Below are 26,777 nucleotides of genomic sequence, written 5' to 3' on the forward strand. Positions count from 1 at the left end.
TTTTAAAAGTCCTAAATGCTACTGAAATAGCCTCGCCAACCTTCCTTGCTTGAATGCCTGTTAGAGCTATATCTTAGGTGAACCTCGGTTTGAAAGTCCCCCAAACTTGGGGGATTTAGGGGGTCAATCGAGCCGATTTGGGACTTTCAAGCATCTTCTTATTTCTCCACACGGCTCAATGCTTTTGCAATTCAGCAACAGATTCAGCAACATTATGAGAATTAACATCAGACCAGCCGAAATAACCGATGCTGCCGCGATCTTTGGCATATTACAGGCGCTGGAATGGTTTCCGCACTTGAAGTCAGATGCTGCCGCTGCCAGCGAGCAAATGGTCTGCCACCTCAACGCTTGTTTAGCCGACAATAGCCATTCTGTATATGTTGCTGAACAAATTGGCGAGCAAGACACTGAACAAGCAGATACGAAAATTGTCGGCTATGCTGCGGTTCATTGGTTGCCCTATTTGCTTCTACCGGCTCCAGAAGGCTTTATATCTGAATTATTTGTCGATCAGAATCATCGAGGCGAGGGAATTGGCTCCCTGCTGCTGGCCGCAATTCAAGCCGAAGCCAAAGCACGCGGATGTAGCCGCTTAATGCTGGTGAACAGTCGAGAGCGAGAGTCCTATCAGCGTCAGTTTTACCAAAAACAGGGGTGGATAGAGCGAGAGAATATTGCTAACTTTATCTATAAACTCTAATTTGCTTATCGAAGCTGAATCCTACACCATTGCTTCAGAACCACTCACTTCCACCCGACCACCCCCTCTACCCCGATGCACTGCGGCAATTTCGCGCAGATCCACTTCCGCTTAGCACCATCGGCAACCTGCAACTGCTGCAACGGCCAAAACTAGCCTTTTTCTGCTCAAGTGAATGTCCGGATGATGTATGGTCCCAGACTCGCAGCCTGATGGTAGCCCTGCCAGCAGAGATAGCGGTAATCAGCGGCTTTCACGCGCCTGTAGAAAAGCAAGCTCTGTCGCTACTGCTCCAGCGCACTCAAGCGGTGATTTTTTGTCCAGCTCGTAGTCTCGACGGTATGAAGCTCACAGCCGCATGGCAAACGGGAGTAGCTGAACATCGCCTGTTGCTGCTTTCGATATTCTCAGCCAAACAGTCGCGAGCGACTGCTAAACTGGCCCAAACCCGCAATCAGCTTGTTGCCACCCTAGCCGATGCGATTTTGATTGCCCATGCCACTTCCAACGGTAAAATTGCTGCCCTCGCGCACCAGTGGCAGGAGCAGGGCAAATCCCTATTCGTTTTGGATACTCCGATCAATCAAGCATTGCTAAAGCAGGGTGCTAAGCCAATCACATCGGTACACACGCTCTGCGACCAATTTCTGCCTTCCAGTCAGGGAGGCTAGGGAAAATCTCCAGTCCCCACAGGACATATGCAGAAGCAAGCCCCGATTATTCATAGTTATTCTGCCTCCTGCCTCCTGCCTCCCCTAACTCCTAGCTCCTGCCCCCCTGACTCCCCTCGTTCGGCGAGGCTCACGAGCCGTATCTTTCCCAACTCCTTCCCCTCCCAGTACCCCGTCTCCCAAAATCAGCCTAAGATCAGAGAAGAGTAACGTTTTGTGACTTGAAGCATGAAGCGCATTGTCTTGATCGCAGGATTTGAGTCTTTTAATGCCGACCTCTACCGGGATGCGGCCAAACTGGCGCAGCAGCGGTGTCCAGAGTTGGAGATTTGCGTCTTCAGCGACCGCGATCTGGCGGCCCAGCCTGAAGCAGTCGAGGCCGCCTTGCAGGGCGCTCATGTGTTCTTTGCCAGCTTGATTTTCGATTACGACCAAGTGCAGTGGTTACGGCAACGAGTTCAGCAGATTCCGATTCGGCTGGTGTTTGAGTCGGCGCTGGAGCTAATTAGTCTGACGCAGATCGGTAAGTTTGCGATTGGAGATAAGCCGCAGGGCATGCCCAAACCCGTTAAGTTTATTTTGGACAAATTCAGCAGCGGACGCGAAGAAGACAAACTTGCTGGCTATCTCAGCTTTTTGAAAACTGGACCCAAACTGCTGAAATTTGTGCCGATTGGCAAAGTGCAGGATCTGCGCAACTGGTTGATCATCTACGGCTACTGGAATGCGGGCGGCAGTGAAAACGTGGCGGCCATGTTCTGGTTCTTGACTGAGAAGTATCTGGAGCTGGCCGTGGGCGAAATCCCCGCTGCGATTGAAACTCCCAATATGGGTCTGCTGCATCCCGATTATGCTGGATATTTTGAGTCACCCAAAGCTTACTTAGCCTGGTACAGCCAAAGAAAGCGGGTTAGCTCCAATGGACAAAAGCTATCAGGGGATACCACTTCGTTACCTGTAGTAGGTATTTTACTGTATCGAAAACATGTAATTACAAAACAACGCTATATTCCTCAGTTAATTTATGCATTTGAGCAGGCAGGCTTGGTGCCCTTGCCCATTTTTATTAACGGTGTAGAAGGGCATGTGGCTGTGCGCGATTGGCTCACTACAGCCTATGAACAGCAGCAGCGACGCCAGGGTAAGGTAGAAATTCTGTCTCTGTCGAGTGATGCCGTAAAAGTGAATGCAATTGTTTCCACGATTGGGTTTCCGCTCGTGGGCGGTCCGGCAGGATCGATGGAAGCCGGGCGACAGGTGGATGTGGCGAAGCGAATTTTGAGTGCCAAAAATGTGCCTTATTTTGTGGCAGCTCCCCTGCTAATTCAGGATATTTACTCCTGGACGCGACAGGGCGTTGGTGGCCTCCAGAGTGTGGTGCTGTATGCGCTGCCTGAACTCGATGGTGCTATCGATACGGTGCCGTTGGGCGGCTTGGTGGGCGATCAAATTTACTTGATTCCCGAACGGGTGAAGCGCCTAACCGAACGGGTGAAAAACTGGATTAGCCTACGACGAAAGCCACCTTCAGAACGCAAGCTGGCAATTATTTTGTATGGATTTCCGCCCGGATATGGCGCGACTGGAACCGCAGCCTTGCTGAATGTGCCCAAATCCTTGGTTAGGTTGCTGCAAGGCTTGAAGCAACAGGGCTATAACGTTGGAGACTTTCCCGAGGATGGTGAGGTATTGATCCAGCAAGTGAAAGCTGCCGATAATGCCAATGCACCGGATCTAGAAACTACAACGATGGTGACGGTAAAAACGTTAGAGCGATGGTTGGGATATTTGTTTACCTCGCGAATTGAAAAGCAGTGGCAATCCTTGGATAAAACCGGCATCCGGACGTTAGAGAACAGCGATCAGCCGGAGGCATCGCAGTATTTGCTGGGGGGAGTGACGCTGGGCAATGTTTGGATTGGAGTGCAGCCACCGTTGGGTTTGGCAGGCGATCCGATGCGGTTGATGTTTGAGCGCGATTTAACGCCCCATCCTCAGTACGCCGCCTTCTATAAATGGCTGCAAAACGAATTTGGAGCCGATGCGGTGATTCACTTCGGCATGCATGGTACCGTGGAATGGCTGCCGGGTTCACCCCTGGGCAATACGGGCTATTCCTGGTCAGATATTTTGCTGGGCAACCTGCCGAATTTATATCTCTATGCCGCCAACAATCCATCCGAATCGATCCTGGCGAAGCGACGTGGTTACGGGACGCTGATTTCCTACAATGTGCCGCCCTATGGTCGAGCTGGGCTGTATAAAGAGCTGGTGGCGTTGCGGGAATTGATCAGCGAATATCGCGAGGATCCAGAAAAGAATTATCTGCTAAAAGAAGCGATTTGCAAAAAAATTCTCGATACTGGCCTCGAAGCAGACTGTCCCTTTGCCGAGGCAAAACGATTGGGCATCGAATTCACCTCCGAAAATGCAAGGCTTTTCAGTAACCAAGCATTTCAAAATTATCTAGTGCAGCTCTATGACTACTTGCAGGTCTTAGAAAATCGCCTCTTCTCTGCCGGACTGCATGTTTTGGGTGAATTGCCTGATAGCGAATCTCTGCGGCAATATTTGCAGGCTTATTTGGGTGATACGCTACCCGAAACGGTGATTGCCGATATCGTCAACGGAGTTGATTCGCCTACCGCATTAGCTCACTATCATGCTCAGGCGTTGCCCACCGAACCGAGCCGACAGATTGATCCAGAACTGTCAGACCGCATCAATGAGGCCATTCTAATTCGTACCTTGCTCCAGCAAACTACCGATGAACTGACTAATTTGCTGCGTGGTTTAAACGGCGAGTATATTCCGCCCGCACCAGGAGGCGATCTGCTACGCGATGGTCCCGGCGTTTTGCCAACCGGACGCAACATTCATGCCCTGGATCCCTACCGAATGCCTTCTGCGGCAGCCTATGAACGGGGGCGCGAGATCGCTCGTAAAATTATCGACCAGCATTTGCGCGAGCAGGGCACTTTTCCAGAAACGGTCGCTGTGATGTTATGGGGGTTAGATGCGATTAAAACCAAAGGTGAATCCCTGGGAATCCTGCTGGAATTAGTTGGTGCAGAACCCGTAAAAGAAGGAACAGGGCGAATCGTGCGCTATGAGTTGAAGCCCTTGGCTGAGATCGATCATCCTCGGATTGATGTAATTGCAAATTTATCGGGAATTTTTAGAGACAGTTTTGGAAATATCATCGAGCTATTAGATGATCTGTTTCAACGAGCCGCTACTGCTGACGAAGCAGAGGATCTGAACTTTATTCGCAAACATGCGTTGGCGCTTCAGGCTCAGGGAGTTGAGAATGCCTCGGCGCGTCTATTCTCTAATCCGGCTGGTGACTTTGGTTCGCTAGTGAATGACCGAGTGGTGGATGCCAACTGGGAATCGGGTGATGAGCTGGGCCAAACCTGGCAGGGCCGCAATACCTTTAGCTATGGCAGAAAGGACAAGGGACAGGCGCGTCCAGAGGTTCTAAATACGTTGCTCAAAACGACCGAACGCATCGTGCAGCAAATTGATTCGGTAGAATATGGTCTGACCGATATTCAGGAATACTACGCCAACACCGGCGGTCTAAAAAAAGCAGCAGAGATGCAGCGCGGCAAAAAGGTGACGGCCAGCTTTGTCGAGAGTTTTTCCAACGACACCACACCCCGCAAACTCGAAGATTTATTGCGGATGGAATACCGCACTAAACTACTCAATCCCAAATGGGCTGAAGCAATGGTGAATCAAGGTTCTGGAGGCGCTTATGAGATCTCACAGCGAATGACGACGATGATTGGCTGGGCTGGTACAACAGACTTTAAAGATAACTGGGTCTACGACCAAGCCGCAGATACCTATGCTCTCGATTCAGCGATGGCCGAGAAACTGCGCAAAGCGAACCCAGAAGCATTTCGGAATATTGTTGGCAGAATGTTAGAAGCTCATGGCCGCGGATTCTGGCATCCCGATCAGGAGAAACTAGAGCGATTACGGCAATTGTACGAAATAGCAGATGAAGAATTAGAAGGTGTGGCAATGTAGATTAAATTTAGGTTAGCAGTTTTGGATCGGTTCATGCAGGATTGCAATGTGTTTGCCAAAGCATATAGTCAGCTCCCAATAGCCATCGCGTGCTATAAATCAGATCAGCCACATTCCCCTCAACTAGGAAACTGCTGTCTCAATTGTCGTATTGCCTGACTGCTGCTTTGCTCGTAAGCAATTTGCCGATATTGATCTACGATGGTCTGAAGCTGAAGGCTTGGGAAATAGCGGCTGGCTTGTGTGAGGCAATAGGCGTTACCGTCGAGTATATAAACGTTGAGTCTGTTGCCCTTAAACATCCATATCTCCGGCACTTGATAAGGCAAGTAATCATTCACGTTGCTGTAGTTGGTAACGTCAATTTCTAAAACCAAATTAGGAGGTGGATCAACCTGCCAATCGATTCGTTTTTTGCCTCTGACTTGATCCAAACTTTGAATGTAGAAACAGTAGTCCGGTTCAATGCCGCCTGATTCTGGCAACGTCATGGTAATCGGTGTCAAGGAGTCATACTCCAGCCCTTGAGCATCGAGTAAAACTTCGATAATTCGAGCAATCAAACTAGCATCCTTGCCATGCTCTGGTAACGGCACCATCAGAAATAACTCTCCATTGCAGTACTTCATGCGAGGAATTGATCCATCTCCACGCTGGTCAGCGAGCGTCTGATACTCTTGCCAGGTTGCCGGAACCCGAATGACAGTGCCAGCAGGGAGATCAAGTTGTGTGGGTGTGATCAGGATTTGCATGAGATTTAGCTTGAAGCAGTGGATGAAAGCAGCTTGGCTTTATTGTACTGTTTGCCATATCTGTCGCATCACTTTGCTGTTTTGTCACAATGCATGAATCAGCTTGGATGAAGCGAGAGCAGTAGGTGGTATAGGAATGATAGATTATGAATGTAATCTTGATCGCCGCTTGAGATAATCACATGACGATTTGGTTGATTGGCGGCACGCAAGAAAGCGCAGAATTAGCTGAAGCAATGATGGCATTGCATCTGCCCTGTGTGGTAACGGTTGTCAGTGAATCGGCCCGTTCGCTTTATCCAGCATCTCTGCCCATCTGGGTGGGTCAGCTTTCGATCGAGCAAATTCCAGACTTTTTGCAGCAATACCAGATTGACCGGATCCTGGATGCGTCCCACCCCTTTGCAGTAGCCATTTCCCAGCTTGCCATTACTGTTTCTGAACGCTATCAAATTCCCTACTTGCGCTACGAGCGTCCGCCAGTGAATACTGGTACAGATTCAGCGATTAAACCAAGCATCGAGTATTTCGGCAGCGTTGCAGCGTTGCTGAGTACAGACCGACTGGTGAATCAGCGAGTGTTGCTGACTGTGGGCTATCGATCACTGCCCTTATTTACATCCTGGCACAATCAAGCCTGTTTGTTTGCCCGCATCCTGCCGTCTCCGGTTGCCCTAGAGACCGTGCTAGCAGCCGGATTCACACCCGACCGCATTATTGCCCTACGTCCGCCCATTTCAGTTGCGTTGGAAACCGCCCTCTGGCAGCAGTGGCAAATCTCTACTGTGGTCACAAAGGCGTCTGGAACAGCGGGGGGTGAAGCCGTCAAACAACAGGTGGCAGCCGCCTTAGGCGTCAAACTGATCGTGATTGAGCGGCCTGCCATTGCCTATCCCCAGCAGACTAGCGACCCGGATATGGCGCTCAGTTTCTGTAAGGGCGAAGCATTTGGGTGACAAGCTTTCTATTAGTTGCAGAGTACATCTGTCAAATGCTTCACCCTTACGCCAGAGATCTCCTAAGATCTAAAGCAACTTGATTTATCAATCTACAGCCCTATGACCAACCTATCCTCTATCTTTCTAGCCGGAGCAAGCCGTGGCGTTGGGCGGGAGGTTGCCCACTGTCTGGTCCAGCAGTCTTTGGCTGTTACAGCTCTACTGCGAAATGAAGCGACCCGTCCAGCACTAGAGGCAATGGGAATTCAGGTGGTCATGGGCGATGCGCTCGATCCCGCTGCTATGGCTAAAGCGATGGCGGCCAATCCACCTCAGGCGGTAATCAGTACGATTGGAGGACTACCCAAAGATGGTCAACGGGCCGATTATTTGGGGAATAAACATTTAATTGACGCTGCTGTACAAGCTGGCGTGCAGAAATTTATTCTGGTTTCGTCGATTGGGAGTGGCAATAGCGCTGTAGCCCTACCGCCCCAAGCGCTGGAAACATTACGCTCAGTACTGATTGAAAAAGAGCAGGCAGAAAATTATTTGATCGCCAGCGGTTTAACCTATGTGGTTATTCGTCCGGGTGGGTTGAAATCGGAACCGGCAACTGGCAACGGCGTGCTGACTCCCGATCCGACGGTGGCCGGTACAATTCACCGCGCTGATGTGGCCCAATTGGTCTGTCAGTGTCTGCTGTCTGATCAGGCGAATAACCGGGTGCTGTCTGCCGTTGATCGCACCATGACCTATGGTCAAACCGAGTTTGAGATCTTGAGCTTCGCCTAAGCCGCAGACCTACCCATTTGGGGCAGGCCATTGTTCCAGATTCTTGATAGAGTGAAAACGTCACCTAACCCTCCGTTTGCTCTACACCCCTCAGGAGGTGGACCATGACTTCCCAACTGCTTAGCCCTAACCCGGCTCCTCCCGGACCCAAAGGCCATCCCTTCGTTGGTGTTTTGCCTGAATATAGCCGCGATCCGCTTGGTTTCCTGACTCAGTGGGCCAGAGAGTATGGCGACGCGGTGACGCTGTACGGGTTTCGTAAAGCCTATTTGTTCAGCCATCCAGATGCGATTGAGGAGATTTTAGTGACTCAACAGAGCCACATGCGCAAAGATCGGCTGCTGGGCATTGTCGGGAAAGTCTTGGGGAATGGTTTAGTAGTCAGTGAAGGTGATTTTTGGCGGAGACAGCGACACCTAATGCAGCCCGCATTTCACCGAGAGCGAATCACGGCCTACGGCAATTTGATGATTGAGCAAACCCAAACGCTGACTGCATCCTGGCAAAATGGCGAAATTCGCAACTTGGGCCAAGACATGATGGCACTGACGCTGAAAGTGGCAACTCAGGCTTTTTTCGGTACGGATGTGCCAATGGCGATGCACGAAATCGAGCAGGCGATGCTGCGGGTGCAGCAACAATTTGACCTCCGCACGCGGCATATGCTGCTCTATCTGTTGCCCGATCCCATTCCGACGCCCAATAATTTGCGCTACCGACGGGCCGTGCAGGATCTAGACCGGCTGGTTTATCGCTTGATTGAACAGCGACGTAATGACCCGGTGGAACGCGGTGATCTCCTGTCCATTCTGCTAACATTGCGCGATGAAGCCGGTGAAGGCATGAGTAACCAGCAGTTACGCGATGAGGTGATGACCTTTCTGCTGGCCGGCCATGAGACTACCGCCCTCACCTTAACCTGGGCCTTGACACTGTTGAGTCAGCATCCAGACGTTGAAACAACCTTGCTGAGCGAACTGAAAACCGTTTTAGGCGAACGGCCTCCCACTCCCGCCGATTTGCCGCAGTTGCAGTACACCGATTGGGCGATCCGAGAAGCGATGCGGCTCTATCCTCCCATCTGGGCGATGGGACGCTATGTCGCCTCTGACTGTGAGATTGGCGGCTATCCAATTGCCGCCGGCAGCAATGTGGTGATCAGTCAGTACATTGTGCATCGAGACCCGCGTTGGTTTGACGAGCCAACCCGATTCAAGCCAGAGCGCTGGGCCAACGATTTAGCCAAGCACCTGCCGCCCTTTGCCTATTTTCCGTTTGGGGGTGGCTCCAGAGTTTGTATCGGCAAAGCCTTCGCCATGATGGAAGCGGTTCTGGTGTTGGCAACGCTGATGCAGCAATTCCATCTGGAACTCCTACCCGGCCAAGAAATTGTACCGTGGGCTGCCTTCACACTCCGACCTAAACAGGAGATCAAAGTACGATTACAGCGCCGTTTGGCTTAGTTCTGCTGAGATATTGGTGGCCAATTATTTAACTGCCAATAAACGGAGTACTCCAAAACTGCCAGTTTTCTTTATTAAACGGCGATCGCCACTTGTGAATCAGGGCCGATTCCAGCTTTTGGCGCGGACGAGTTTGGACCGGAGCCTGTGACCAAAAGGCAATTCCCAACATGGATTGAAGTTGATACTGATAGTGCGCCTGTCGATAGTTGAGCAAATAGCGCTTGCAGTCATGCTCTCCTTTCCAGCGCTGGTTCGACTTCACCGTTTCACCCACGTACAGTAAAATCGGCCATTCGTAATCGATCACAAAATAGAGGGCTGCCACACCCGCGTCCTCGGCCTTCCAGCGCCAAAACTCGGTATTTTGCTGCGGTAAGCCAAACGGATCGAGGCTGTCCGGATCGATTACATCAGGCGCAGGATTGGAGGTCAGTTGATCAGACCAGTTAAACAAACTGCCCTGCTGCATCGGCAACTGCTGTTTCACCTGCTGCTGATAGTCGAAAATTCGCTGCTTCCAAGCCGATAGAGCCGATCGACTGATTTCCAACTCGGTTTTGGGAGTGACGGCATAGCAACCGCTCAACTCCGCCGCAGAGAATAGGGAAGGCTGGTGCTCTGTCAACCGTCAAACTCCTGACGCAGATTCATCTAGCCAGTTTGGCATAGATTGCTGAAATTGCAGCAGGAAGCTGACAGCTAGCTGGCAACAGACTTGAACAAACAATGCCAATCACCGACCGCACATTTGCCTTCAGCGGCTGTCACAAATAGGCTGAGATTGCGGGCAGCCGAATCGTCTAACGCCGCCAGACAGAGAGCTGCCACATCGATAGCGCTGACTTGGCCCTGAAGCGGTTGACGAGCAACTTGCAGAAATTGACCTCCGGGAATCTCGTTAACCTGGCTGGGGCAAATCATCGTATAGGGAATGCCGCTGTTTTGGAGCAGTCGCTCGGTTTCCTCTGTTGCGCCCACTAGCACCATCCGGGATGGGCGATGGCGATATACAGCAATGGATTGGATTTGCAGTTGGAAGAAACCTGGCTCAAAGTGTGGGTTTAGGGCACCGTCATACTCAAATTTGCTCAGCATCAGTTGCCAAGCATAGACGTGGCTGGGATCCACCGAGCTATTGGCAACTGTCCGGGCGCGAAACACCGGCACTAGGGCCGAAAACGGAATCCGTACCGTGATCCATTCGTTGGCTACAGTATCGAAGGAATAGCAATAGGCTACCCCATCCCAGCGGGTTTCGCTGCGGAGCATGAATTTATAACGCTTGCCATCGCCTTTGACGCGCAGTTCCACACCGTCGTAGGCAGAGAGGTCCAGCGGCGGCTCCAGATTGCGAGTCCGCACTGAGGCAAAGCCACCCGAATTGGCCGTAGACACAACTCCAGTAAAATAGGCCACTCCATCGCCCAAGCGAATGCTGCTCTGACTCACGCCCCCCATCACCACATCATCCAGTGCTCCCCAAATTTCTTGCAGATCGGTCGAAGGCTGAGCAAAATCGAAAATTGGCTGCCGCACCACCCCGTTTTCTACCTGACGAATCAAAGCAGCATCGCGGCTCTGGGATGCCTCAGTACAGCAGATCACAGCATCGCAGATCACAGCATCTCCATTTGGCCCATCGGTTAGCTCGGACAACTCATCAACCTCGATTGATCTAAACCGATAGTTTTGGGCAGTCAACTGCTGTACCAGCTGCTGTCCGACCGCACTTGTCGATCCGATTACCAGAATCTGCTGAGTTGACTGGGTCTCGGTATCGACTGCACCAGATGACTGAACTGGCACCAATCGACGACTATCCACCTTCGGATCTGGACGACTGCCAAACCACTGCTGAAACCAATCCCAATTACTTAAAAACGGAACCACTCCAAAATAGGACAGGGTTTTGACAAATCGCCCCACATCCCACCGATTGGCGGCAGACGAGCCGGGTGAACCAGAATTTTGCGACATAACCTCCTCTCCTGAAGCAGCAAAGAGCGCTACTTACTAGTGCAGCACATCAGCCCCAGATCGGTATCTGAGCAGAGAAAGAAATCGCATATCCATACCTCCATCTCCCCCACTACGGTATACACACAAGTCGAAGATCCCCCCTAACCCCCCTTACCCAAAGGGGGAACCGTAGGTGCAGCCCATACCAACTAGGGATTGAAGTCCCCCTTATCCTACGCCGAAGGCGCATCCCCGTAGGGCTTTAGGGGGATTATAGCCCTGCGGGCATCTCAGAAAAGGGGGATCAAATCCTTACATTGCGTCGCGATCGAGATCGGTGTACACGGTCGCATCTCCCCCTCACCTCCCTCTCTGCCACACATTCCGACTCAATTCTCTCAAGCGCTCCTCTGCTACTGGCCAACTCGGAAATTCAGCCAGTTCCTGCTGCCAATGGGCCGAGGCTGACTGATCGCACCACCGACGCAGTTTGGGCATAGCTTGCAGATGGACACCAGAGTCGCGGTACGTCTTCATAGCGGTTTCGTCTTGCCATAGGGTTAACGTCCAGAACACCAATCCACCTGTGACGCGAGTCTGGCTACCCAAATTGCCAGAAGCTTGTTTGGCTTGCCGCGCTGCTGGTACGGCGTACCACAAAAATGGCAGCAGATAGCGCAACGAACGGAGCCTCAAGCGAGTCACAGAAACGAGTACCATAACGGCCTCCTCGACCTATGTAGACATTGTCAACATTCATTGAACTCGAAAAAATTGACATTGTCAACATGCGGAAAAACAATGGAGGAAACTGTAGTCACGCAATGGAGATCGGGCGTTGGCATCTACTTCAGACCATTCAAAAGAGTATTCAAATCAAAGGTCAATTAAAAAACCGAAATATCATCACGGAGATTTGCGTCGGGCATTGATTCAGGCCGCCCTGCAGCTCATTGCAGAGCGAGGCGTCGAAGCATTGACGCTTCGAGAAGTGGCACAGCAGGTTGGCGTTTCGCGCATGGCTCCCTATCGACACTTTGCAGACAAAGCAGCCTTGCTAGCAGCCGTTGCTGAAGAGGGATTTCGTGCTCTCAAAGCTCAGTTGCTTCAGGCTGCCGGTCATCTGGAACCCGTTGAGCGCCTCCAGGCGATTGGGGTAGCCTACGTGGACTATGCCGTTACCCATGCGGCCCACTACCGGGTGATGTTTGGAACCGGCAGGGCTGATCCACAGTCTTTTCCAGCATTGTTCCAGGTTGCTGCAGAAACGTTCGATGTGTTGGTGCAAACGCTGGTCGCCGGTCAGCAGAGCGGCACCCTTCGGGCAACTGAGCCAAAACAACAGGCCCAAATTGCCTGGTCCTTGGTGCATGGTTTGTCGATGCTGGCGATTGATGGCCACCTGACGGCAGTTGGCTGTGGCTCAGCAGCAGAACTAGCAGTCGAGGCGACGCGGTCTCTGGCTGAAGGATTGCGAAGACAGGATGGAACTTGAGGCTGGTAGCTGAAAAGGGTGAGGAGTCAGGAGTCAGGCTTCCCAGAGCGTCAGCCGACGGGAGTCAGGAGTCAGGAGTCAGAACTGAAACTCAGTAAGGTAGGTGGGGAGGTGGACTGGTTTTAGAACAACTTGTAGGATTCGCTTCACAGAAATAACAAAAATCAGTTTGCTTGAATTGGAGCAATAGTTTATACCTGCATATTTGAGCAGTTTTCTAGAAAAAGCCCCTTGTTTTTCGCGAAATTTGGGACTGGCAGAGGGGTTGGAAAGTAGAGTAGGATGGATTTGGCGCAAAGTGTTCCTGTTTGAATCAGGGGAATCACTGGATCCTTGCCCTATCCTGTCACAGCCACCCAAATCAAATCAGCTTCAGCATTCGACAGGATTAAAACAAATTTACTTGAAGCCTGTTCTGTATGCTTGAGCGTCCGATGCAGAAGGCAGTAGTCTGGGAAACATGTAGAAGAATGATGATTGCAGAACGGTTTAGGTCCAGTGGGGCAGGCTACCAATCGTTGCTGATCCAGTTTTGGAATCGGCACATAAGGGTCGGCGAAGACGATAGGCAAAAAACCTCTTTTGGGGACAACGATCCTTTTAGCAACCGTCCAGGTTTAAAAGTGGGACGCAACAAACATTGTCTGGGCTGACTCGGCTCTAAGTTCAACATAGGACAGTGAATCAAGGGATAAAGCGGTGAAGATTCGGAGATTGTTAGTTTCAAGTTTTGTTGCCATCACAGCCGTATTGGGTACGAGCTATGCTGCCTTTGAGTATTGGGTGACGCTCAAGGCCAACAACCTACCCAAAGCCGTGACTGAAGGAAAACTGACAGAAGTGACCGCCGTAGATGTCGAGCAAATTGACGGCTTGGCAGACCTGCTGGCCCAGTCTCCGCTGCCCTGGCACCAACAGCAAGCCCATCGCTTCAATGACTTGCTAGAAGTGGTAGATGCAGCCCATCAAGCACTGAGCAGCCAGCGGGTCAATCAGCTCCGTGTCGGTCAGTTGCTGACGCTGCAGCAGGAAATGGAGGACTATGTCCAACGCTACCCTGATCAGCCCTACAGTTCGGAGTTGCAGCAAGAGTTGCCTGCCGTTCGTTCGCTAGTCACCTTTTTCCCAATTATCAAAGCTTCGGCGGGTGAGCGCTCGGTTGATTCTGCTCTGCGAGCTTCGCGTCGGGGCGCTACGCTGGCTGCTCTGGTGATCCGGAAAGTGCCAGCAGAGGTGATGGTAGCCGACAGTACTCCAGCCGTACCAGAAGTGGCCTGGACTAAGGCTGAAAACGATGTCCTGTACGATTATTCTCAGGCATTGCAAGCTGCCGAACGAGAACGGCTGGACAATACGGCTCGCCTCAAGATTGGCCGGCAGGTGTGCAATTGGCTAGAAGCCGGACAAGGCTACTGGAGTGTCCGCTCGCTGTTTGACCTGCGCTACAAAAACCAGGTAGCAGGCGACTATTACCATAACCGCGATGCCTACATTCGCTTTGGCACGGAACGGCTCTGTCCACAGCACATGGCTAGCCTCACACCGCCTCCTGCCAACACCGATGTGCAGATTGCCAAGACTCCGGCAACCAACCCAACGGCAAAGGCAGCCAACAACTGGAATGCAGCAACTACCCCCTATTGGACCACCGAGGTGCCTGCGCCGCCCTATGGACAGGGTGTCCCCGCACCGTTTGTGGCGGTTCCGCCTGGTCAGGGAGTGGTTATGCCCGCACCTGGATTCCCTGGTAGCTTGCGCTAAATCAGCCATTTAGGCCCAGAGGGTGGTACAATCAACAGCTAAGCTAGGGGTGCCTGATTTTTCTGGCCACAAGGCAGGGCGATTCAGGCTGAGATTACACCCTTAGAACCTGAGTCTGGGTAATGCCAGCGGAGGGAAGCGTTGATTCGTATCATCTCCAGAGCGCTACGCCGCGGTTGAGCCAATGGCAGCATGCAATGGCTTGGCCGGTTTTGTAGCAGCAGACTAGCATCGGTTTTGGTCAAGCAGGGGTTAGATCGTTCCTCTGCTGGCTTGTGCACCGTTGTTTCGGGTGTGCCTGGTGTGATCGTTCACCTCTAGCGGACCATGATTTTCTAGAGGAAGGACATCGCATTATGTCTACTGGAGCCGTTGCGCTGTTAGTGACGCTCGTGACTGCGGGTGTATTTGCCTCGCTGGGGCTACTGCACGCCAGTAAACGCACGATTAGCCTAGACGACTTTATGGTCAGCCGGAACCGCTTTGGTTGGGGCATGGCCTTTGCCACGATTGTTTCGTCGGCTATGGGAGTTTGGATCTTGTTTAGCCCGCCCCAGGTGGGAGCCACTAGCGGCATCGCTGGCATTTTCGGCTATTGTCTTGGATCGGCTGCACCAATGCTGCTGTTTACCCAGTTAGGACCACGTATTCGCCGCCTCATGCCCAGCGGTCACTCGCTGAATCAATTCGTCTTACATCGATTCGGCAATGTCATGTATGGGTTGACGCTGGCCGTGATTGTGTTTTACATGTTCATTTATCTGACGGCAGAGTTGACCGCGATTGCCAAAGCCGTACAGATTCTAGCCGATGTGCCCCTGGGTTGGACCGCGCTGGTAGTGATTACTGCCACATTTATCTACACGATCTACGGCGGGCTAGACGCCACTATCTTCACCGATGCCATTCAGTTTGTGGTGATTGTGCCGCTGCTGCTAGTCAGTTTTGCGGTGGCTATAGTAGCCCTGGGCGGCTGGCAGGCTGCCCTCGAACCGGTTCAGCTCAATGCGCCCCAACTCTTATCTGTGGCGAATGGTAGCGGCATCAAAATGGGAGCCAGTTTAATTATTGCGATTGTGGCCGCCGAGTTATTTAACCAAAGCAACTGGCAGCGGGTCTATGCCTGCCGCACCGATAGCACCGTGAAACGCGCCTTTGCCAACTCGACGCTGGCGATCATGCCGATGATCCTGATTGCCGGACTGCTGGGCGTATTGGCGATGCATTTTGGCTTCAACGATGACCGTGCTTTCTTTTCCTTGATGCAGCAACTGTCGCTACCGCTGTGGGTAATGCTGGGGGTGTTGGTTCTGGCTCTGGCCCTGGTGATGAGTACCCTCTCGTCGCTGTTGAATGGCATTGCTAGCGTCTTCACTGTGGACCTGATGCGGCTATTTCCCCAGATGCGTTCAAGCGGACTGCTGCGGGCCTCGCGGATTCTGACGGTAGCTGTGGGGATTCCAGCAATCGGGATTGCGGCGCAGGGGTATGACGTGCTTTATTTGTTTCTGTTGGCCGATCTGGTTTGTGCTGGCGCATTTTTCCCAGTTGTGTACGGTTTCTATTCTCGGCGCTTAACTGGCAGCATTGCGTTTTGGAGTACGGTAATCGGGATTGTGGCAGGAGCAATGTTCTTTCCCAAACCTGATTTCACGCCCTGGCTGACGATTCCATTTGGGGGCGATCTGCTGGCTAGCTTTACGGCATCTGTGTTGGTCTCAGCAGTTGTCAGCTTCGTGGGTAGTTCGCTACACGGTAACAGGGCGCTGTTCGATTTCAGCCAGATTCAAAGCCAGATTCGCGATTATAGCGACTATGAGGTGGAGCCGGTGGATGTTGGCAGAGGATAAACTTTTGGTGCTTCACTAACGTCTGTACAGCCAAACATTGAAGATGCTCGCAGAAACGGAGAGGAGATTAAGAACTTCTCTTTAACTCTTCTGCGTTTCTGCGGTCAGCCATAAAAGGATTTGCGACTCAAGGACAGGGCTGTCCAGCCATGCCGCCTTGGGCAAACGGCGGCATCATCGGCCTACCACCGGGCATGATGGCCCCAGGCGGCATTCCACCCGCGCTAAATTGGTCAAAACCAGGGTTCATGTTGGGACTCATACCCGGCCCCATTCCCGTAGGCGGCAGGGGCGGGCGAGCAGGACCTTCAGCGGTCATCACCCCGGATTTCATAGCGGCCAAGTTTTGCTGTACTAGGGCGGTTGAAATTGCAACGGTAGTGGCGTTATCGGGTAAGTTTGGATTGACGGCGGTGTTGATCCCAATGACTTCGCCACCTTGATTCAGCAAAGGACCACCAGAATTTCCTGGATGCACTTCAGCGCTCGTGAGAATAATTCCGTCGGGAGTCAACCGTTTGAGTACACCACGAGTCACTACTTCAGGTCGAGCATAGGGAGCGCCAATGGCCCATACGGCTTCACCTTCCTGAGGCTGCGCCATCGCCAGTTTGGCCACCGGCAAATTTGTGACTCCATTGACCTGCACCAGCGCCAGATCGCGAAAAATATCGCCTTGCCCTGGACCCGGATGGACCACTGTTGCGGTTAACTCCTGCGCATTGGATAAGCGGACTTTCCATTGTCCCCCGCTACCCTGCACCACATGGCTGTTGGTCAAAATCAGACCATCGGGCGACAGAATAATCCCTGAACCAACGGCTCCAGCACTCTTGAGCATCACCACCGAACGGTTGGCAGCGGCAATTGGCTCTGGCGTATCGTGGGGCAGGTCAGGGTCGGGGCGAATCAGTTGGTTGGCTAGATCTGGTAATTTGGCAAACGGGTTGGCCTGAATACCGGGTTGGGTCACTGCTTCTGGCTGTTGGGCTTCATAGACCCAGGCTTCTGAACTAGCTTCTGAGCCAAGTTCTTGCCGAGCCAGCATTTTGCCGCCAGCCGCTAACAGCAGAGTCAGGGCAGCCCAGCGCAGCAGTTCTGACGCCAGTCGTTGTCGTTGTACTTTCTGCTTGCGGCGTCTTGGTCGGGCAGAATGATTGGAGGAATAAGCGGGAGAATAGGTTGGTGAATCGGCAGGATAAGTGGGGGGGAAAGTTGGAAGTTGAGGTTGCACCATAGGTCACACTCGTTGCTGTTATGCAAGGGATTATGCAAGGGCCTGAAACGCCAGCTTTGATTGCGCGCGTGATTCCTCCAGACGTGATTGATCGCCTGCCCGACGGTTGCTATTGAATTGCGAATGAAGCTTACAAACGCATACAAAATACAAACATATGCAAAGTACAAACATATGCAAAGTACAAACATATGCAAAAACTGAACGGAACGGGTCTGGATGGCAGCACCCAACCGCGTGTCAAAGCTGATTAACAGCATTGTAGAACAAATGTATTAGTTTGGGAAGAGAATTTCTTGTTTTGGTCTACAACACTATCGCCCTGTGGTTTTGATCAAACGATGCCTTCTCATAGCAATCAACGCCAAGATAGGCGAACCGCCTGCTTTAGTACAACGCCAATTGACGAAGCGAGATACACAGTTTACGTGCTAAAGACACAAGCTCTTCGGCATCAGTAACTGACAATTGCTCTTGAGATTTGGCTTGCATGGCTTCATCTTCAGCTCATTGCCTAATCGTATTTAGCAAGCATGAACCCAAGTCCTAATCAGTTGAACTCCTCACGCCAACGAACAAACGACCCGAAAACCGAGGCCGATACATTGACCCATCCATAACATTACACATCCATAACAGCTAACCTAAATTTCTCAGCTCTCTAACAATTTCCTGCGCCAGATTCCTGGACCACAGCGAATCAAAAGGACAGAGAATTTGTCGATTTTCTGGGGATAGCCACAGCAGCGCGTCTTCTACGTCGGCTAATCGGTAGGCTTCGTTCAGCAGAATGCAGGTGAGCAAGCGATGCACCACAATCGTCTGTTCGTCGGTGAGCACAATCATTTAATTTCCTCCTCGGTCGTTTTTGGCCAGAATCACTAACGCTTCATCGATATCTCGCACCTTGATCGCCCGCAGAGCGGTTAGCAGCGAGCGGATCAGGGCAACCTCATCATCGGAGAGGGTAATCATAAATTCATCTCGTCAACATTGATGTTTAATGATGTATTTTACATCATTTTGAACTACCTCAAAATACCTCACTTTCCCTACTATTGTCTAGATGCTGTCTGTAAAACTCTATGACTACTGATAAGGAGAGAGTAACGGTTTATTTACCTTCAGACATAAAAGCCCGTTTAGAAGAGATTTCTAGGCAGGACAGACGCTCGTTGACAGCTACGATCGAGGTGCTGCTGATTGAAGCTTTAGAGACTAGGGATAAGAAGAAAGGTTAGCGTCCGGTGTGCTGCTTCGAGTCTGAATGTTACTAGAAGACGGTAGCAAGTTCATTTTGGAGTGGACGGTGGTCACAAAGAAAAATCAGGTGACTATATATCTGTCAGATGAAGTTAGAGATAGAGTCAAGGCAATTGCTGAGCAGGAACGACGATCATTCAGCTTTGTGGTAGAGGAGCTTTTGATTAAGGGATTAGAAGCTTTAGAAACTCAGGATCAGGGAAGAAAGTAGTGCTTTGCTTGACAGTGTTTCTGTTCCACTTAAGCACAAGTGCCTAAATCTGTGTGGAGCCAGGTATCTCCAATAACACATCCGGAATTGATTCCAGCATCAGATAAATCGTATCTTTTAAGTTAGCAATTGCTGCTTCTCGGTTCTTCCCAAACGAAGACACAAAGTTAAGCTCCGGACAGGTTGCTGAGTAAGCCTGTGCTTCATCGTCCTATTCCAAAATTGCTCGGATCAGCATAGCTCGCCGTCATTTCCTGGTGGCTTTAACATTCGCCAGATTTCCGCATCAACTTGCATCAAATATTGCATCTCCAATTCACCAATCTTGCGAATGATGCGCTTTCGATCAATTGCTCGCATCTGAAACACCATTGCTACAGAGGGTAAGGTCAAACCATTTTGCTCTGATGGCTCAATTTGTACTGTAAACGGAAAGCGCAATGCACCCAATGCAGACGTAACCGGAACCACTATCAACATAGGAGATGCAACATCCGTTTGCACTGCGATTGCTGGACGGTAGCCCTTCTCCTCGCGCTGATCTGAATCTGGCAGGCGAACTAGGAGAACATCTCCTCTCGACATCTAGTTCTCCTGAGACGTTAGCGCTGCTTCTAGATTCAGCCAATCTTCATCACTTGCGGCTTCCCACGCTGCAAATTCTTCGGTCAGTTCAGCGGAATCTTGAACTAATGAAGCAAGCAGCAGGGCAACAATCTCGCTACTAACGGACTGCCCATGTACCTGTGCCCGTTGAGCAATCGCTTGATATAGCTCAATCGGTAAGGCTATTTGAGTGTCAATTGTTTCAGCAGTATTCATAATCTGATGAGGATGATTGGTCACATTACGATGCGAGATGGGCCGACAACCCACGTTTCACAAACTTAATCAGCTATTAAGATTTTAGTGCGGTTCTCCGATGAACTCCTCACGCCAACGAACAAACGACCCGAAAACCGAGGTGGATATCTATCCGTCCCTTGATTGTCCACATCAACTCAGCAGAACTCTATTGTCCACGTCCTGGCTTACAATCTGCAAACCCTAGTGCTTCTGTATCAAGAAAACTGGCAATAGCCATCTCAATCACCGCTTCGATTGGATATTCAATCTCAGCAGCACGAGCAATCAGAGCCAAGCGAATTCGCTCAGGCAAACGTTCCAGGATAACTTCGGCATCAGTAACTGACAATTGCTCTTGAGATTTGGCTTGCATGGCTTCATCCTTCACCTGGAATTTGGACATTATAGGGTGGTTCAAGCAATGGTCTGGTAAGTTCTAGGCGATTATGAACGTCTTGGATTTGAATGAAGCGATCTAGTCATGGTTATTCACTGTAACACCTGATGTTAGGAGGACATTTTGCAAGCATGGTTGGGCTAAAGCAGGCTAGGTCAGAATTGCAGTGCACTTCAGTGTACTTGAACTATTGGCCCGCCGTTCACGTGCGGGTGAGTTAGGTTGCTCAGGAAATCTTCACGTCAACGAACAAACAACCCGAAAACCGAGCTTGCCGTCCCATTGTCGAGATCATCTCTTTGTGCCTTCGTGCCTTTGTGGTAAAAAATTTTAACGCTCGCTCAAGAGCAAAGGGCTAGACAGTCCTGGGGGGGACGCAGACAACTCGAAAACCGGTGAGGTTGCTGCGGGTGGCGGGATAAGCGTGGTTGCGACACGCAGAACGGCAAGACCTAGGACCGCTGTACCAGGAGCCGCCGCGCAGCAGTCGAAGAGCATGTTTATCCTCACTCAACCAAGCACTACCATCATTCGGTGCTCCTTGATAATTTTCGTGCCAATGATCCTGACACCACTCCCAGACATTGCCGTGCATGTCATAGAGTCCAAAAGCATTAGGTGGGAAACTTCCAACCTCAGTTGTTTGCCCTCGATATTCACCTTTAGGCTCCGATCCATAAACAGCTTTACTTGCATCATAGTTTGCCAATGCACTCGTGACTGTTTGACCAAAATGAAAAGGGGTTGTTGTTCTAGCTCGACAGGCATATTCCCACTCGGCTTCACTCGGCAAGCGGTAGGTGCGTCCGGTACGCTGGCTCAACTTGGCACAAAATTCCACTGCATCATTCCAGCTAACATTCTCAACAGGACGTTTTTCACCTTTGAAGATTGCAGGATTACGCCCCATGATTTGCTGATACTGCGCTTGGGTGACGGTAAACTTGCCCATAAAGAAAGATGAGACATTGACAGTACGCTGCGGCGATTCATAGTTAGATCGCCCCTTCTCTGTTTCTGGAGAACCCATCTTGAAGGAACCGCCGGGAATTTGCACCATTTCTAAAATTACACCGTTGCCCAAATCTTCCTTAAAAAGGGTTGCCCGTTTAGCAAAGCGCTTCGTCATCTGCCCTCGTTTATCTACGGTCACAGTTTCAAAATCAGCTTCACATAAGGGCAAACTATTTGCACTTTCCTCACCTATCTGGTTATTTTCGGGAGAAAAGTTTGAAGACAGTGGGGCCGCATCACAAAGGCAATCCTCAGTATCGTCTAGGAGGGAACGATTTATTGTATCGAGTGGTGCGTACGCTATTGGTGCATACACTCTTTGGCTTGCCTCTTGTCTTGTAGTTGAGTAATTGTCTAATAGATTCAGTGGTAACTTAACCAGACGCCATGCAGCTTGAGTCCAAGCACTTTGTTGTTCAAGGATTTTAGTAACCAAACTCAATGAACCTAAAAGAACTGCTCTTTGTTCATCCTTAAATACCTCAACACGGACTCGTGCTCTCGATCGCTTAATTTGAGGCATCATGAAAAAGGTTACAACCCCAGAATCTTGATCAGGGGATAAATACAAGCCCTTGATTGCTTGTTCAACTGCAAAACTTCGAGCAGTGATGGAAATAAACAAAGTGGTGGGTTGAGGTTCCCCTGTTACTGGATCTTTTGGGAAAGTCAGGGGAAATGTGTTTCGATTGACATCTCCTTTTGAGATGAGGTCCCCCGCCTCTGTATAATCTGGCAAATAATTCTTAAGCCCTACTGAATCAGGTAGAGCAATCATGACTCGAACTTCTGTTTCTTGTCCTACCCTGCAAACTTTGGGCATTGCTGCATCTAGTCGTCGGGTATTTGAAGCCTCAACAGGTGGGGGAGGTGGTGGATGTGGAACAGACTTTTTGTTGATCTTCTGATTAATTCGCTCGATTGCAGTTCGGGCTTCTCGGATATGCTCGTCCGACTGAGCTAAAGTCACCTGCCACCACAACTGCTTAGCTGTCTCGAAATCCTCCTCCAGTTCCACTTCTCTTGCCCGCTCGACCAGAACGGTGATATCTGCTGCCGTCACCGCACTCGGAAGCAATGGCTGCAACGCTTTAGACGCAGGTTCAACTCGAATCCGAGGCACCTGATCACGACGCTGATTCAACTCCGCCACTCTGCGCCGCAAATACTGCTCTAGCTGGTCGGGCAGCGTGTGCTGCTTCAGTCCTTCTACTAGCGCATAGGTAAACGCACCCTGTTTGACGCTGTCTAACTCAAAGGAATACTGCCCATAGTCGCAGGAGAAAATAGTGGTAATGCCTCGGCTTTGGGCTAGTTCTATCGTTTGTTTGCCTACCTCACCAGCACTCAATTTGCGGCTGCCCTGAAGCTGACGGCAGTTGTCCAGCACCAGCACAATGTCTGCTGTTTGGTGTTTTCGCAGCGAGGCAATTACCTCATCAATCGGCAAGGCAATCTTCAGCTCAACGTCTTCGATCAAACTATCAGCCGTCAAAAGATAGTCGCGTCCATTCTGACTCACGCCATGCCCACCAAAGAAGAACCAGAGGCGATCCACTTGACCGATGCGGCTGGGATGCAAATCTCGGTTCAATAGCCTGAGTAAGGTAGCGTAGGTTGGATAATTAGGGCTGGTTCGGTGTGCTTCATCTCCCAGGCAAAGCAGAATCTGATCTGGCGCAAAACCAGCCTGAGTCGAGAGAAACTCGTAGATCAACCGAGCATCGGGAACCGCATACTTGAGCTGCTGCTCTGGGTGGTGCTCATAGTGGTTGATGCCGATAATAATCGCCCAATTGTTCGCCATCTATCGCTGTTGCGGCCAAACGATTAGCCCAATCATAGCCGCTGGCAAAGCGGTTAACCAATCCTCCCATTACCAATCCTCTAAAACCGATAATTCCGCTGCTTCACCCAAAGGCTAATCGGCACCGCATTGCCGCTACCATCTACCTTCACATCCACCACAAACGCCTGCCGATCCTGGGTTTGGCTGATGTCGCGATTCAGGGCGTTGCGCTGGGCTTCTGGCATGTAGTAGGTTTCGAGGCCGTAGCTGATTTGTCCATAGCGGTTCGTGCGGCCCTGAATTGCCACCTGATTCGCGGCCAGATCGGTAGGACGAGTGGCGCTGATCCGGACTGGCTGCCACGGTTTGGGCGGAGTGGTTTCGGTCGCCGTTTCGGTTGTCGTTTCGGTTGTCGTTTCGGTTGCAGGCGCTTCCAGCACTAGATAAAACCGGCCTGCCTTAAACTGATGCTGCTCAAACCATTCGCCTCCCGGCAGCGCGCGCAGCTCATCCGATCGGGAAATCTCGTAGCCCAGCGTTTGGTAATGACCCCGCAACAAATCATAGGGATCGACCGGAGCCGTTTGCAGCGTAATTTGTCGTCCTGCTACGTAGGTGTAAGCATCTTGGGCCGGAACCGCCAAAATCAGCCCAGTTTGGAACAGTAGGGGCAACCAGAGTCGCCAACTCGGTAAGCGGCGCGGATTTGCGACCGGCGGCGAGGGTTGGAGCTGCGGTAAAGGCGGGATTTGCTCTGGCAGCCGATCTTGAGGTCGAGGATCTGGGGAGGGAGGATGGAATGTCATAGGGTCTCCTGAGACGCAGAGGGTAAAGATCGAGCAGGATGGGGCTTAACCCGGCGTTCAAACCAGAGTCCCGCCGCAATGATGCCTGCCCCACACAGCGCAAACACAATCGATTTCAGCAATAGCCCTGTGTTGTATTCCAACATACGGCTGATAATGCCCAGCACCAGCAGCACCATGCCGCCCCAAAACGTGCCGCGTTCGCCTAGCGCTAAGCCATCGCGAATCAGCCCCACGGCTAGCAAAAACAACAGCAGGTTGAACATGATCACGCCAACCACAGGCGGACTCCCAGCCAAGCCGGTACCAAAATTCCAGATCAGCGTCACGGCACCTAGCAGCAGCAGCAGCGCCACCATACCCGAATGCAGTGCCCGTTCCTGCAGCCAACTCTGCCGCCAGTCATGCCGCAACTGCATCCAGCCCAGACCCGTCAGACCTGCCAAAATTACCACATCGATCAGCGCCTGGGTAGTCCAGGGATTCTCTCCCACACTCATGATGGGAATCCTCCAAACGACGCGAATCGCAAACAAAAAGTAAGTAACGCCCATATACCAAAGGGCTAGACTGCGGGCCACCGACTGAAACGAATCGACGGTGCCGGAAGAGCGCCAGATGCGGCTACTATAGCTCCAGAGCAGAGCCGGCGGCAGAGTTACGGCAACCGCAACCAGCCAGTTTGGTGGTAACACGCTACTATTCCACAGCGAGATGCAGTTAAAGCAAAACGATACCGCCACGCCAATTCCAGCCAGACCAAACAGCACCTGCGACCGACAGCGATAGGCCAAGGGCACAAATAACCCAGCCATTACCAGCGGCATATGCAGCACCATTAACAGCCAGATTGAGGTGTCCAGACTGCTGAACTGAGCCACCCAGCCACTCCAGTAGCCAATCACGATCAAAATCCAGGCCAGCACGCTCAAGGACACCAACCGCAGGCTGTAGGCCATTGCGATTACGCCAATTCCCCAGACCAAAAACAACTCATAGGCATTGCCGCTCTGGTGAAACATTTGGGACAGCAACGCCAGATTTGCCCCTAACAACAGAGCACCCAGCAGCAGCAACCCATGCCCCAACCGCTGTTGACCCGTGAGAGCACGAGGCCGTCGCCACAGGTAGAACCCAGCCGCATTCACGCCCAAAAACAAACTCAGCAGCAGCAAAACCTTCACCGGACGCGACCAAACCTGCCAGTTGGCGGCCACAAACGTAATGGCGGCTAATCCCAACAGCACACTCCCCAAGCCCATCAAAATCGCAATAAAGCGGTGGCTCGCATCCCGTTCCAACTCCTGAAGCTGATAGCGCTCTGCCAACTGTTGATAGAGGCGAGCATCGATCAAGCCCTCGGTCCACCATTTCTCGGCTTCCTGCCGCAACTGCCGACGAAACTTCTCGGTCACCATGCTGGTCTCTCCTAGTGGAGCATGATTAGAATCCTAAATTACTCAGTAAATCGCGGCATCACCCAAACCAACAGGACAGTCTCTGAGCTGGCAGCAGAGAAAAGTTTTGAGTTTTGAGTTTTGAGTTTTGAGTTTTGAGTTTTGAGTTTTGAGTTTTGGGATTTGGGGGTTGATTAAAGCTAGCAGCGGATGTTGAGGTTGAAGAGTTAGGTTTTCTATGAAAAATTGCATCAGCATATCGCAAACTCGAAGCTCAGGAGCATGCAGACAGTATGAGTTGCCACCATACTTGCGACTATTGCTCCATGCAGATTTCGCCCTTCTCAAATATCACAGACCATTCAAAACTCAAAACTCAAAACTCAAAACTTAAACCTTAAACCTTCCCGTCTTGCTGAATCGCGGTTTGCTATTGTGTAGTCACAAGGGCGAATGGTTGAACTCCTTATCTACCCTAAACTAAATGCCATGAATCACTCCAACTTCAAAGCCCTGCTGGTTTATTGGCGCTATTGGCTGCATCATCGCTTTGCCATATTGTTTCTGTTGCTCTGCGTTGCTGGCTCTGTGCCTGCTCTAGCTTCATTGAGTCTGGCTCAGGAATTTGAACCCCCGGATCGCGGTTTACCCGGTCGGCGAGAAGGAGGCGGAACGCGGGGGGAATGTTTGGTGCAACAACCGGCTCTGACGGCGCTGATGCCGAATACCAACCTGGGGCTGACGGTCGCTGAGCATCCGTCCTTTTTCTGGTACATCCCGCAGAATGGAGCGGCGGCAGGGGAATTTGTGCTGCTGGATCAAACCAATGCTGAAGTCTACAAAACGATTGTGCCAGTCTCCCAAGCGGGTGTGGTCAGCGTTAGTTTGCCTGCGGATGGCAGCGTTCCAGCCCTTGAAGTGGGCCAATCCTACCGCTGGTATTTCTCCCTGATCTGCGACCCGCTCGACCGTTCGGCAGATGTGTTTACAAGCGGCTGGATCAAACGGGTAGAACCCAGCCCCAGTCTGACCCAGAAGTTAGCAGCCGCCACCGCAGAAGAGCAGCCCAAAATCTACGCTGAAGCAGGCATCTGGTACGAAGCGCTCTCTACACTGGTCCAACTTCGCCAAGCTCAGCCTCAAAATCCAGCACTGGTCAGCCAGTGGCAAACGCTGCTTGCATCGGTGGGGCTAGAGCAAATTGCCGATCAACCGTTGCAGTAGAGATGCAGTAAGGTTCAAATTCGCCAACAGTGTGGGGCGCAGCGATGCTTGTGATTGCCGGAAACAAGTATTGGACATCGAGCAGTTCATCGTTTTGGCGCACGCAGCCTCAAAAGTTCTAAATAGTGCAGCTAATCTGACCTATTCAGCTTTTTTTAACTTCCA

25 protein-coding genes and 1 riboswitch are annotated in these 26,777 nt (G+C 51.4%); of the genes, 12 read left to right on the forward strand and 13 right to left on the reverse strand.

What is annotated here, in order from left to right:
- The first annotated feature begins 214 nt into the window (after positions 1-214).
- The 3 genes from HJG54_RS11915 (at position 215) to bchH (ending at position 5,412) form a co-directional block, all read left to right on the forward strand.
- Positions 215-703, forward strand: coding sequence for a GNAT family N-acetyltransferase (locus tag HJG54_RS11915; RefSeq protein ID WP_316435173.1), 489 nt, complete (start codon positions 215-217; stop codon positions 701-703).
- Between the two features lie 29 nt (positions 704-732).
- Complete coding sequence (locus HJG54_RS11920; RefSeq protein WP_316435174.1) at positions 733-1,374, forward strand: DNA-processing protein DprA; 642 nt, start codon at positions 733-735, stop codon at positions 1,372-1,374.
- A 228-nt stretch (positions 1,375-1,602) separates the two neighbouring features.
- Complete coding sequence (gene bchH, locus HJG54_RS11925) at positions 1,603-5,412, forward strand: magnesium chelatase subunit H (protein WP_316435175.1); 3,810 nt, start codon at positions 1,603-1,605, stop codon at positions 5,410-5,412.
- A 119-nt stretch (positions 5,413-5,531) separates the two neighbouring features.
- On the opposite strand, the gene HJG54_RS11930 is transcribed toward bchH, so the two are convergent.
- Complete coding sequence (locus tag HJG54_RS11930) at positions 5,532-6,164, reverse strand: Uma2 family endonuclease (RefSeq protein ID WP_316435176.1); 633 nt, start codon at positions 6,162-6,164, stop codon at positions 5,532-5,534.
- A gap of 182 nt (positions 6,165-6,346) precedes the next feature.
- Here HJG54_RS11930 and HJG54_RS11935 point away from each other — a divergent pair, with 182 nt between their 5' ends.
- The 3 genes from HJG54_RS11935 to HJG54_RS11945 all read left to right on the forward strand — a co-directional run bounded on the left by HJG54_RS11935 (position 6,347) and on the right by HJG54_RS11945 (position 9,360).
- Positions 6,347-7,120, forward strand: a complete 774-nt coding sequence (locus tag HJG54_RS11935; RefSeq protein WP_316435177.1) for a cobalt-precorrin-6A reductase — start codon at positions 6,347-6,349, stop codon at positions 7,118-7,120.
- Between the two features lie 102 nt (positions 7,121-7,222).
- Positions 7,223-7,897: an SDR family oxidoreductase gene (locus HJG54_RS11940; protein WP_316435178.1), complete on the forward strand. Its 675-nt coding sequence runs from the start codon at positions 7,223-7,225 to the stop codon at positions 7,895-7,897.
- Positions 7,898-8,001: 104 nt separating this feature from the next.
- Complete coding sequence (locus tag HJG54_RS11945) at positions 8,002-9,360, forward strand: cytochrome P450 (protein WP_316435180.1); 1,359 nt, start codon at positions 8,002-8,004, stop codon at positions 9,358-9,360.
- A gap of 28 nt (positions 9,361-9,388) precedes the next feature.
- Here HJG54_RS11945 and HJG54_RS11950 read toward each other — a convergent pair whose 3' ends face one another.
- From HJG54_RS11950 to HJG54_RS11960, 3 genes are all read right to left on the reverse strand, one after another.
- Entirely contained in the window at positions 9,389-9,988 is a 600-nt protein-coding gene (locus HJG54_RS11950; protein ID WP_316435182.1) for a GIY-YIG nuclease family protein, read from the reverse strand.
- 74 nt (positions 9,989-10,062) lie between these two features.
- Complete coding sequence (locus tag HJG54_RS11955; RefSeq protein ID WP_316435183.1) at positions 10,063-11,340, reverse strand: CIA30 family protein; 1,278 nt, start codon at positions 11,338-11,340, stop codon at positions 10,063-10,065.
- A 342-nt stretch (positions 11,341-11,682) separates the two neighbouring features.
- On the reverse strand, positions 11,683-12,042 hold the full coding sequence (locus HJG54_RS11960) for a DUF3291 domain-containing protein (protein WP_316435184.1): 360 nt from the start codon (positions 12,040-12,042) through the stop codon (positions 11,683-11,685).
- A gap of 196 nt (positions 12,043-12,238) precedes the next feature.
- Between HJG54_RS11960 and HJG54_RS11965 the strand changes: the two genes are divergently transcribed.
- The 3 genes from HJG54_RS11965 (at position 12,239) to HJG54_RS11975 (ending at position 16,428) form a co-directional block, all read left to right on the forward strand.
- Entirely contained in the window at positions 12,239-12,817 is a 579-nt protein-coding gene (locus tag HJG54_RS11965) for a TetR/AcrR family transcriptional regulator (protein ID WP_316435185.1), read from the forward strand.
- A gap of 699 nt (positions 12,818-13,516) precedes the next feature.
- Positions 13,517-14,578: a hypothetical protein gene (locus HJG54_RS11970; protein WP_316435186.1), complete on the forward strand. Its 1,062-nt coding sequence runs from the start codon at positions 13,517-13,519 to the stop codon at positions 14,576-14,578.
- Positions 14,579-14,613: 35 nt separating this feature from the next.
- Positions 14,614-14,732, forward strand: a riboswitch (TPP riboswitch).
- A gap of 202 nt (positions 14,733-14,934) precedes the next feature.
- On the forward strand, positions 14,935-16,428 hold the full coding sequence (locus HJG54_RS11975) for a sodium:solute symporter family transporter (RefSeq protein ID WP_316435187.1): 1,494 nt from the start codon (positions 14,935-14,937) through the stop codon (positions 16,426-16,428).
- Positions 16,429-16,555: 127 nt separating this feature from the next.
- Here the strand turns inward: HJG54_RS11975 and HJG54_RS11980 are convergent, their stop codons facing one another.
- The 3 genes from HJG54_RS11980 to HJG54_RS11990 all read right to left on the reverse strand — a co-directional run bounded on the left by HJG54_RS11980 (position 16,556) and on the right by HJG54_RS11990 (position 18,640).
- On the reverse strand, positions 16,556-17,665 hold the full coding sequence (locus HJG54_RS11980) for a S1C family serine protease (RefSeq protein WP_316435188.1): 1,110 nt from the start codon (positions 17,663-17,665) through the stop codon (positions 16,556-16,558).
- 639 nt (positions 17,666-18,304) lie between these two features.
- Positions 18,305-18,511 (reverse strand): hypothetical protein, encoded by a 207-nt coding sequence (locus HJG54_RS11985; protein ID WP_316435189.1) that lies wholly within the window; start codon positions 18,509-18,511, stop codon positions 18,305-18,307.
- Entirely contained in the window at positions 18,512-18,640 is a 129-nt protein-coding gene (locus HJG54_RS11990; RefSeq protein WP_316435191.1) for a hypothetical protein, read from the reverse strand. It lies immediately after the preceding gene.
- 110 nt (positions 18,641-18,750) lie between these two features.
- Here HJG54_RS11990 and HJG54_RS35465 point away from each other — a divergent pair, with 110 nt between their 5' ends.
- Both HJG54_RS35465 and HJG54_RS11995 read left to right on the forward strand, forming a co-directional pair.
- Entirely contained in the window at positions 18,751-18,906 is a 156-nt protein-coding gene (locus HJG54_RS35465; RefSeq protein ID WP_420717371.1) for a ribbon-helix-helix protein, CopG family, read from the forward strand.
- A gap of 26 nt (positions 18,907-18,932) precedes the next feature.
- A complete protein-coding gene (locus tag HJG54_RS11995; protein ID WP_316435192.1) occupies positions 18,933-19,139 on the forward strand; it encodes a hypothetical protein in 207 nt (68 codons plus the stop codon).
- A gap of 231 nt (positions 19,140-19,370) precedes the next feature.
- Here the strand turns inward: HJG54_RS11995 and HJG54_RS12000 are convergent, their stop codons facing one another.
- The 6 genes from HJG54_RS12000 to HJG54_RS12025 all read right to left on the reverse strand — a co-directional run bounded on the left by HJG54_RS12000 (position 19,371) and on the right by HJG54_RS12025 (position 25,409).
- Positions 19,371-19,724, reverse strand: a complete 354-nt coding sequence (locus tag HJG54_RS12000; protein WP_316435193.1) for a type II toxin-antitoxin system PemK/MazF family toxin — start codon at positions 19,722-19,724, stop codon at positions 19,371-19,373.
- Entirely contained in the window at positions 19,725-19,961 is a 237-nt protein-coding gene (locus HJG54_RS12005) for an Arc family DNA-binding protein (RefSeq protein WP_316435195.1), read from the reverse strand.
- 190 nt (positions 19,962-20,151) lie between these two features.
- Positions 20,152-20,358, reverse strand: coding sequence for a hypothetical protein (locus HJG54_RS12010; RefSeq protein ID WP_316435196.1), 207 nt, complete (start codon positions 20,356-20,358; stop codon positions 20,152-20,154).
- A 379-nt stretch (positions 20,359-20,737) separates the two neighbouring features.
- Positions 20,738-23,203, reverse strand: coding sequence for an SUMF1/EgtB/PvdO family nonheme iron enzyme (locus HJG54_RS12015; protein WP_316435198.1), 2,466 nt, complete (start codon positions 23,201-23,203; stop codon positions 20,738-20,740).
- Positions 23,204-23,283: 80 nt separating this feature from the next.
- Positions 23,284-23,991: a GDYXXLXY domain-containing protein gene (locus HJG54_RS12020; protein ID WP_316435199.1), complete on the reverse strand. Its 708-nt coding sequence runs from the start codon at positions 23,989-23,991 to the stop codon at positions 23,284-23,286.
- Complete coding sequence (locus HJG54_RS12025; RefSeq protein ID WP_316435200.1) at positions 23,988-25,409, reverse strand: DUF2157 domain-containing protein; 1,422 nt, start codon at positions 25,407-25,409, stop codon at positions 23,988-23,990. The genes HJG54_RS12020 and HJG54_RS12025 overlap by 4 nt, the downstream gene beginning before the upstream one ends.
- Before the next feature lie 468 nt (positions 25,410-25,877).
- Here HJG54_RS12025 and HJG54_RS12030 point away from each other — a divergent pair, with 468 nt between their 5' ends.
- A complete protein-coding gene (locus HJG54_RS12030; protein ID WP_316435201.1) occupies positions 25,878-26,612 on the forward strand; it encodes a DUF928 domain-containing protein in 735 nt (244 codons plus the stop codon).
- The last annotated feature ends 165 nt before the right edge of the window (positions 26,613-26,777 follow it).

It is taken from the genome of Leptolyngbya sp. NK1-12 (assembly GCF_032598965.1).
In the GTDB taxonomy this organism is placed as follows: Bacteria; Cyanobacteriota; Cyanobacteriia; order Elainellales; family Elainellaceae; genus Elainella.

Bases quoted from the DNA above. Each gene is read 5' to 3' on its own strand.
- HJG54_RS11915 (WP_316435173.1), top strand. From the start codon at position 215: ATGAGAATTAACATCAGACCAGCCGAAATAACCGATGCTGCCGCGATC.
- bchH (WP_316435175.1), top strand. From the start codon at position 1,603: ATGAAGCGCATTGTCTTGATCGCAGGATTTGAGTCTTTTAATGCCGAC.
- HJG54_RS11930 (WP_316435176.1), bottom strand. From the start codon at position 6,164: ATGCAAATCCTGATCACACCCACACAACTTGATCTCCCTGCTGGCACT.
- HJG54_RS11935 (WP_316435177.1), top strand. From the start codon at position 6,347: ATGACGATTTGGTTGATTGGCGGCACGCAAGAAAGCGCAGAATTAGCT.
- HJG54_RS11940 (WP_316435178.1), top strand. From the start codon at position 7,223: ATGACCAACCTATCCTCTATCTTTCTAGCCGGAGCAAGCCGTGGCGTT.
- HJG54_RS11945 (WP_316435180.1), top strand. From the start codon at position 8,002: ATGACTTCCCAACTGCTTAGCCCTAACCCGGCTCCTCCCGGACCCAAA.
- HJG54_RS11955 (WP_316435183.1), bottom strand. From the start codon at position 11,340: ATGTCGCAAAATTCTGGTTCACCCGGCTCGTCTGCCGCCAATCGGTGG.
- HJG54_RS11960 (WP_316435184.1), bottom strand. From the start codon at position 12,042: ATGGTACTCGTTTCTGTGACTCGCTTGAGGCTCCGTTCGTTGCGCTAT.
- HJG54_RS11975 (WP_316435187.1), top strand. From the start codon at position 14,935: ATGTCTACTGGAGCCGTTGCGCTGTTAGTGACGCTCGTGACTGCGGGT.
- HJG54_RS11980 (WP_316435188.1), bottom strand. From the start codon at position 17,665: ATGGTGCAACCTCAACTTCCAACTTTCCCCCCCACTTATCCTGCCGAT.
- HJG54_RS11985 (WP_316435189.1), bottom strand. From the start codon at position 18,511: ATGATTGTGCTCACCGACGAACAGACGATTGTGGTGCATCGCTTGCTC.
- HJG54_RS11990 (WP_316435191.1), bottom strand. From the start codon at position 18,640: ATGATTACCCTCTCCGATGATGAGGTTGCCCTGATCCGCTCGCTGCTA.
- HJG54_RS35465 (WP_420717371.1), top strand. From the start codon at position 18,751: ATGACTACTGATAAGGAGAGAGTAACGGTTTATTTACCTTCAGACATA.
- HJG54_RS11995 (WP_316435192.1), top strand. From the start codon at position 18,933: ATGTTACTAGAAGACGGTAGCAAGTTCATTTTGGAGTGGACGGTGGTC.
- HJG54_RS12000 (WP_316435193.1), bottom strand. From the start codon at position 19,724: ATGTCGAGAGGAGATGTTCTCCTAGTTCGCCTGCCAGATTCAGATCAG.
- HJG54_RS12005 (WP_316435195.1), bottom strand. From the start codon at position 19,961: ATGAATACTGCTGAAACAATTGACACTCAAATAGCCTTACCGATTGAG.
- HJG54_RS12010 (WP_316435196.1), bottom strand. From the start codon at position 20,358: ATGCAAGCCAAATCTCAAGAGCAATTGTCAGTTACTGATGCCGAAGTT.
- HJG54_RS12015 (WP_316435198.1), bottom strand. From the start codon at position 23,203: ATGGCGAACAATTGGGCGATTATTATCGGCATCAACCACTATGAGCAC.
- HJG54_RS12020 (WP_316435199.1), bottom strand. From the start codon at position 23,991: ATGACATTCCATCCTCCCTCCCCAGATCCTCGACCTCAAGATCGGCTG.
- HJG54_RS12025 (WP_316435200.1), bottom strand. From the start codon at position 25,409: ATGGTGACCGAGAAGTTTCGTCGGCAGTTGCGGCAGGAAGCCGAGAAA.
- HJG54_RS12030 (WP_316435201.1), top strand. From the start codon at position 25,878: ATGAATCACTCCAACTTCAAAGCCCTGCTGGTTTATTGGCGCTATTGG.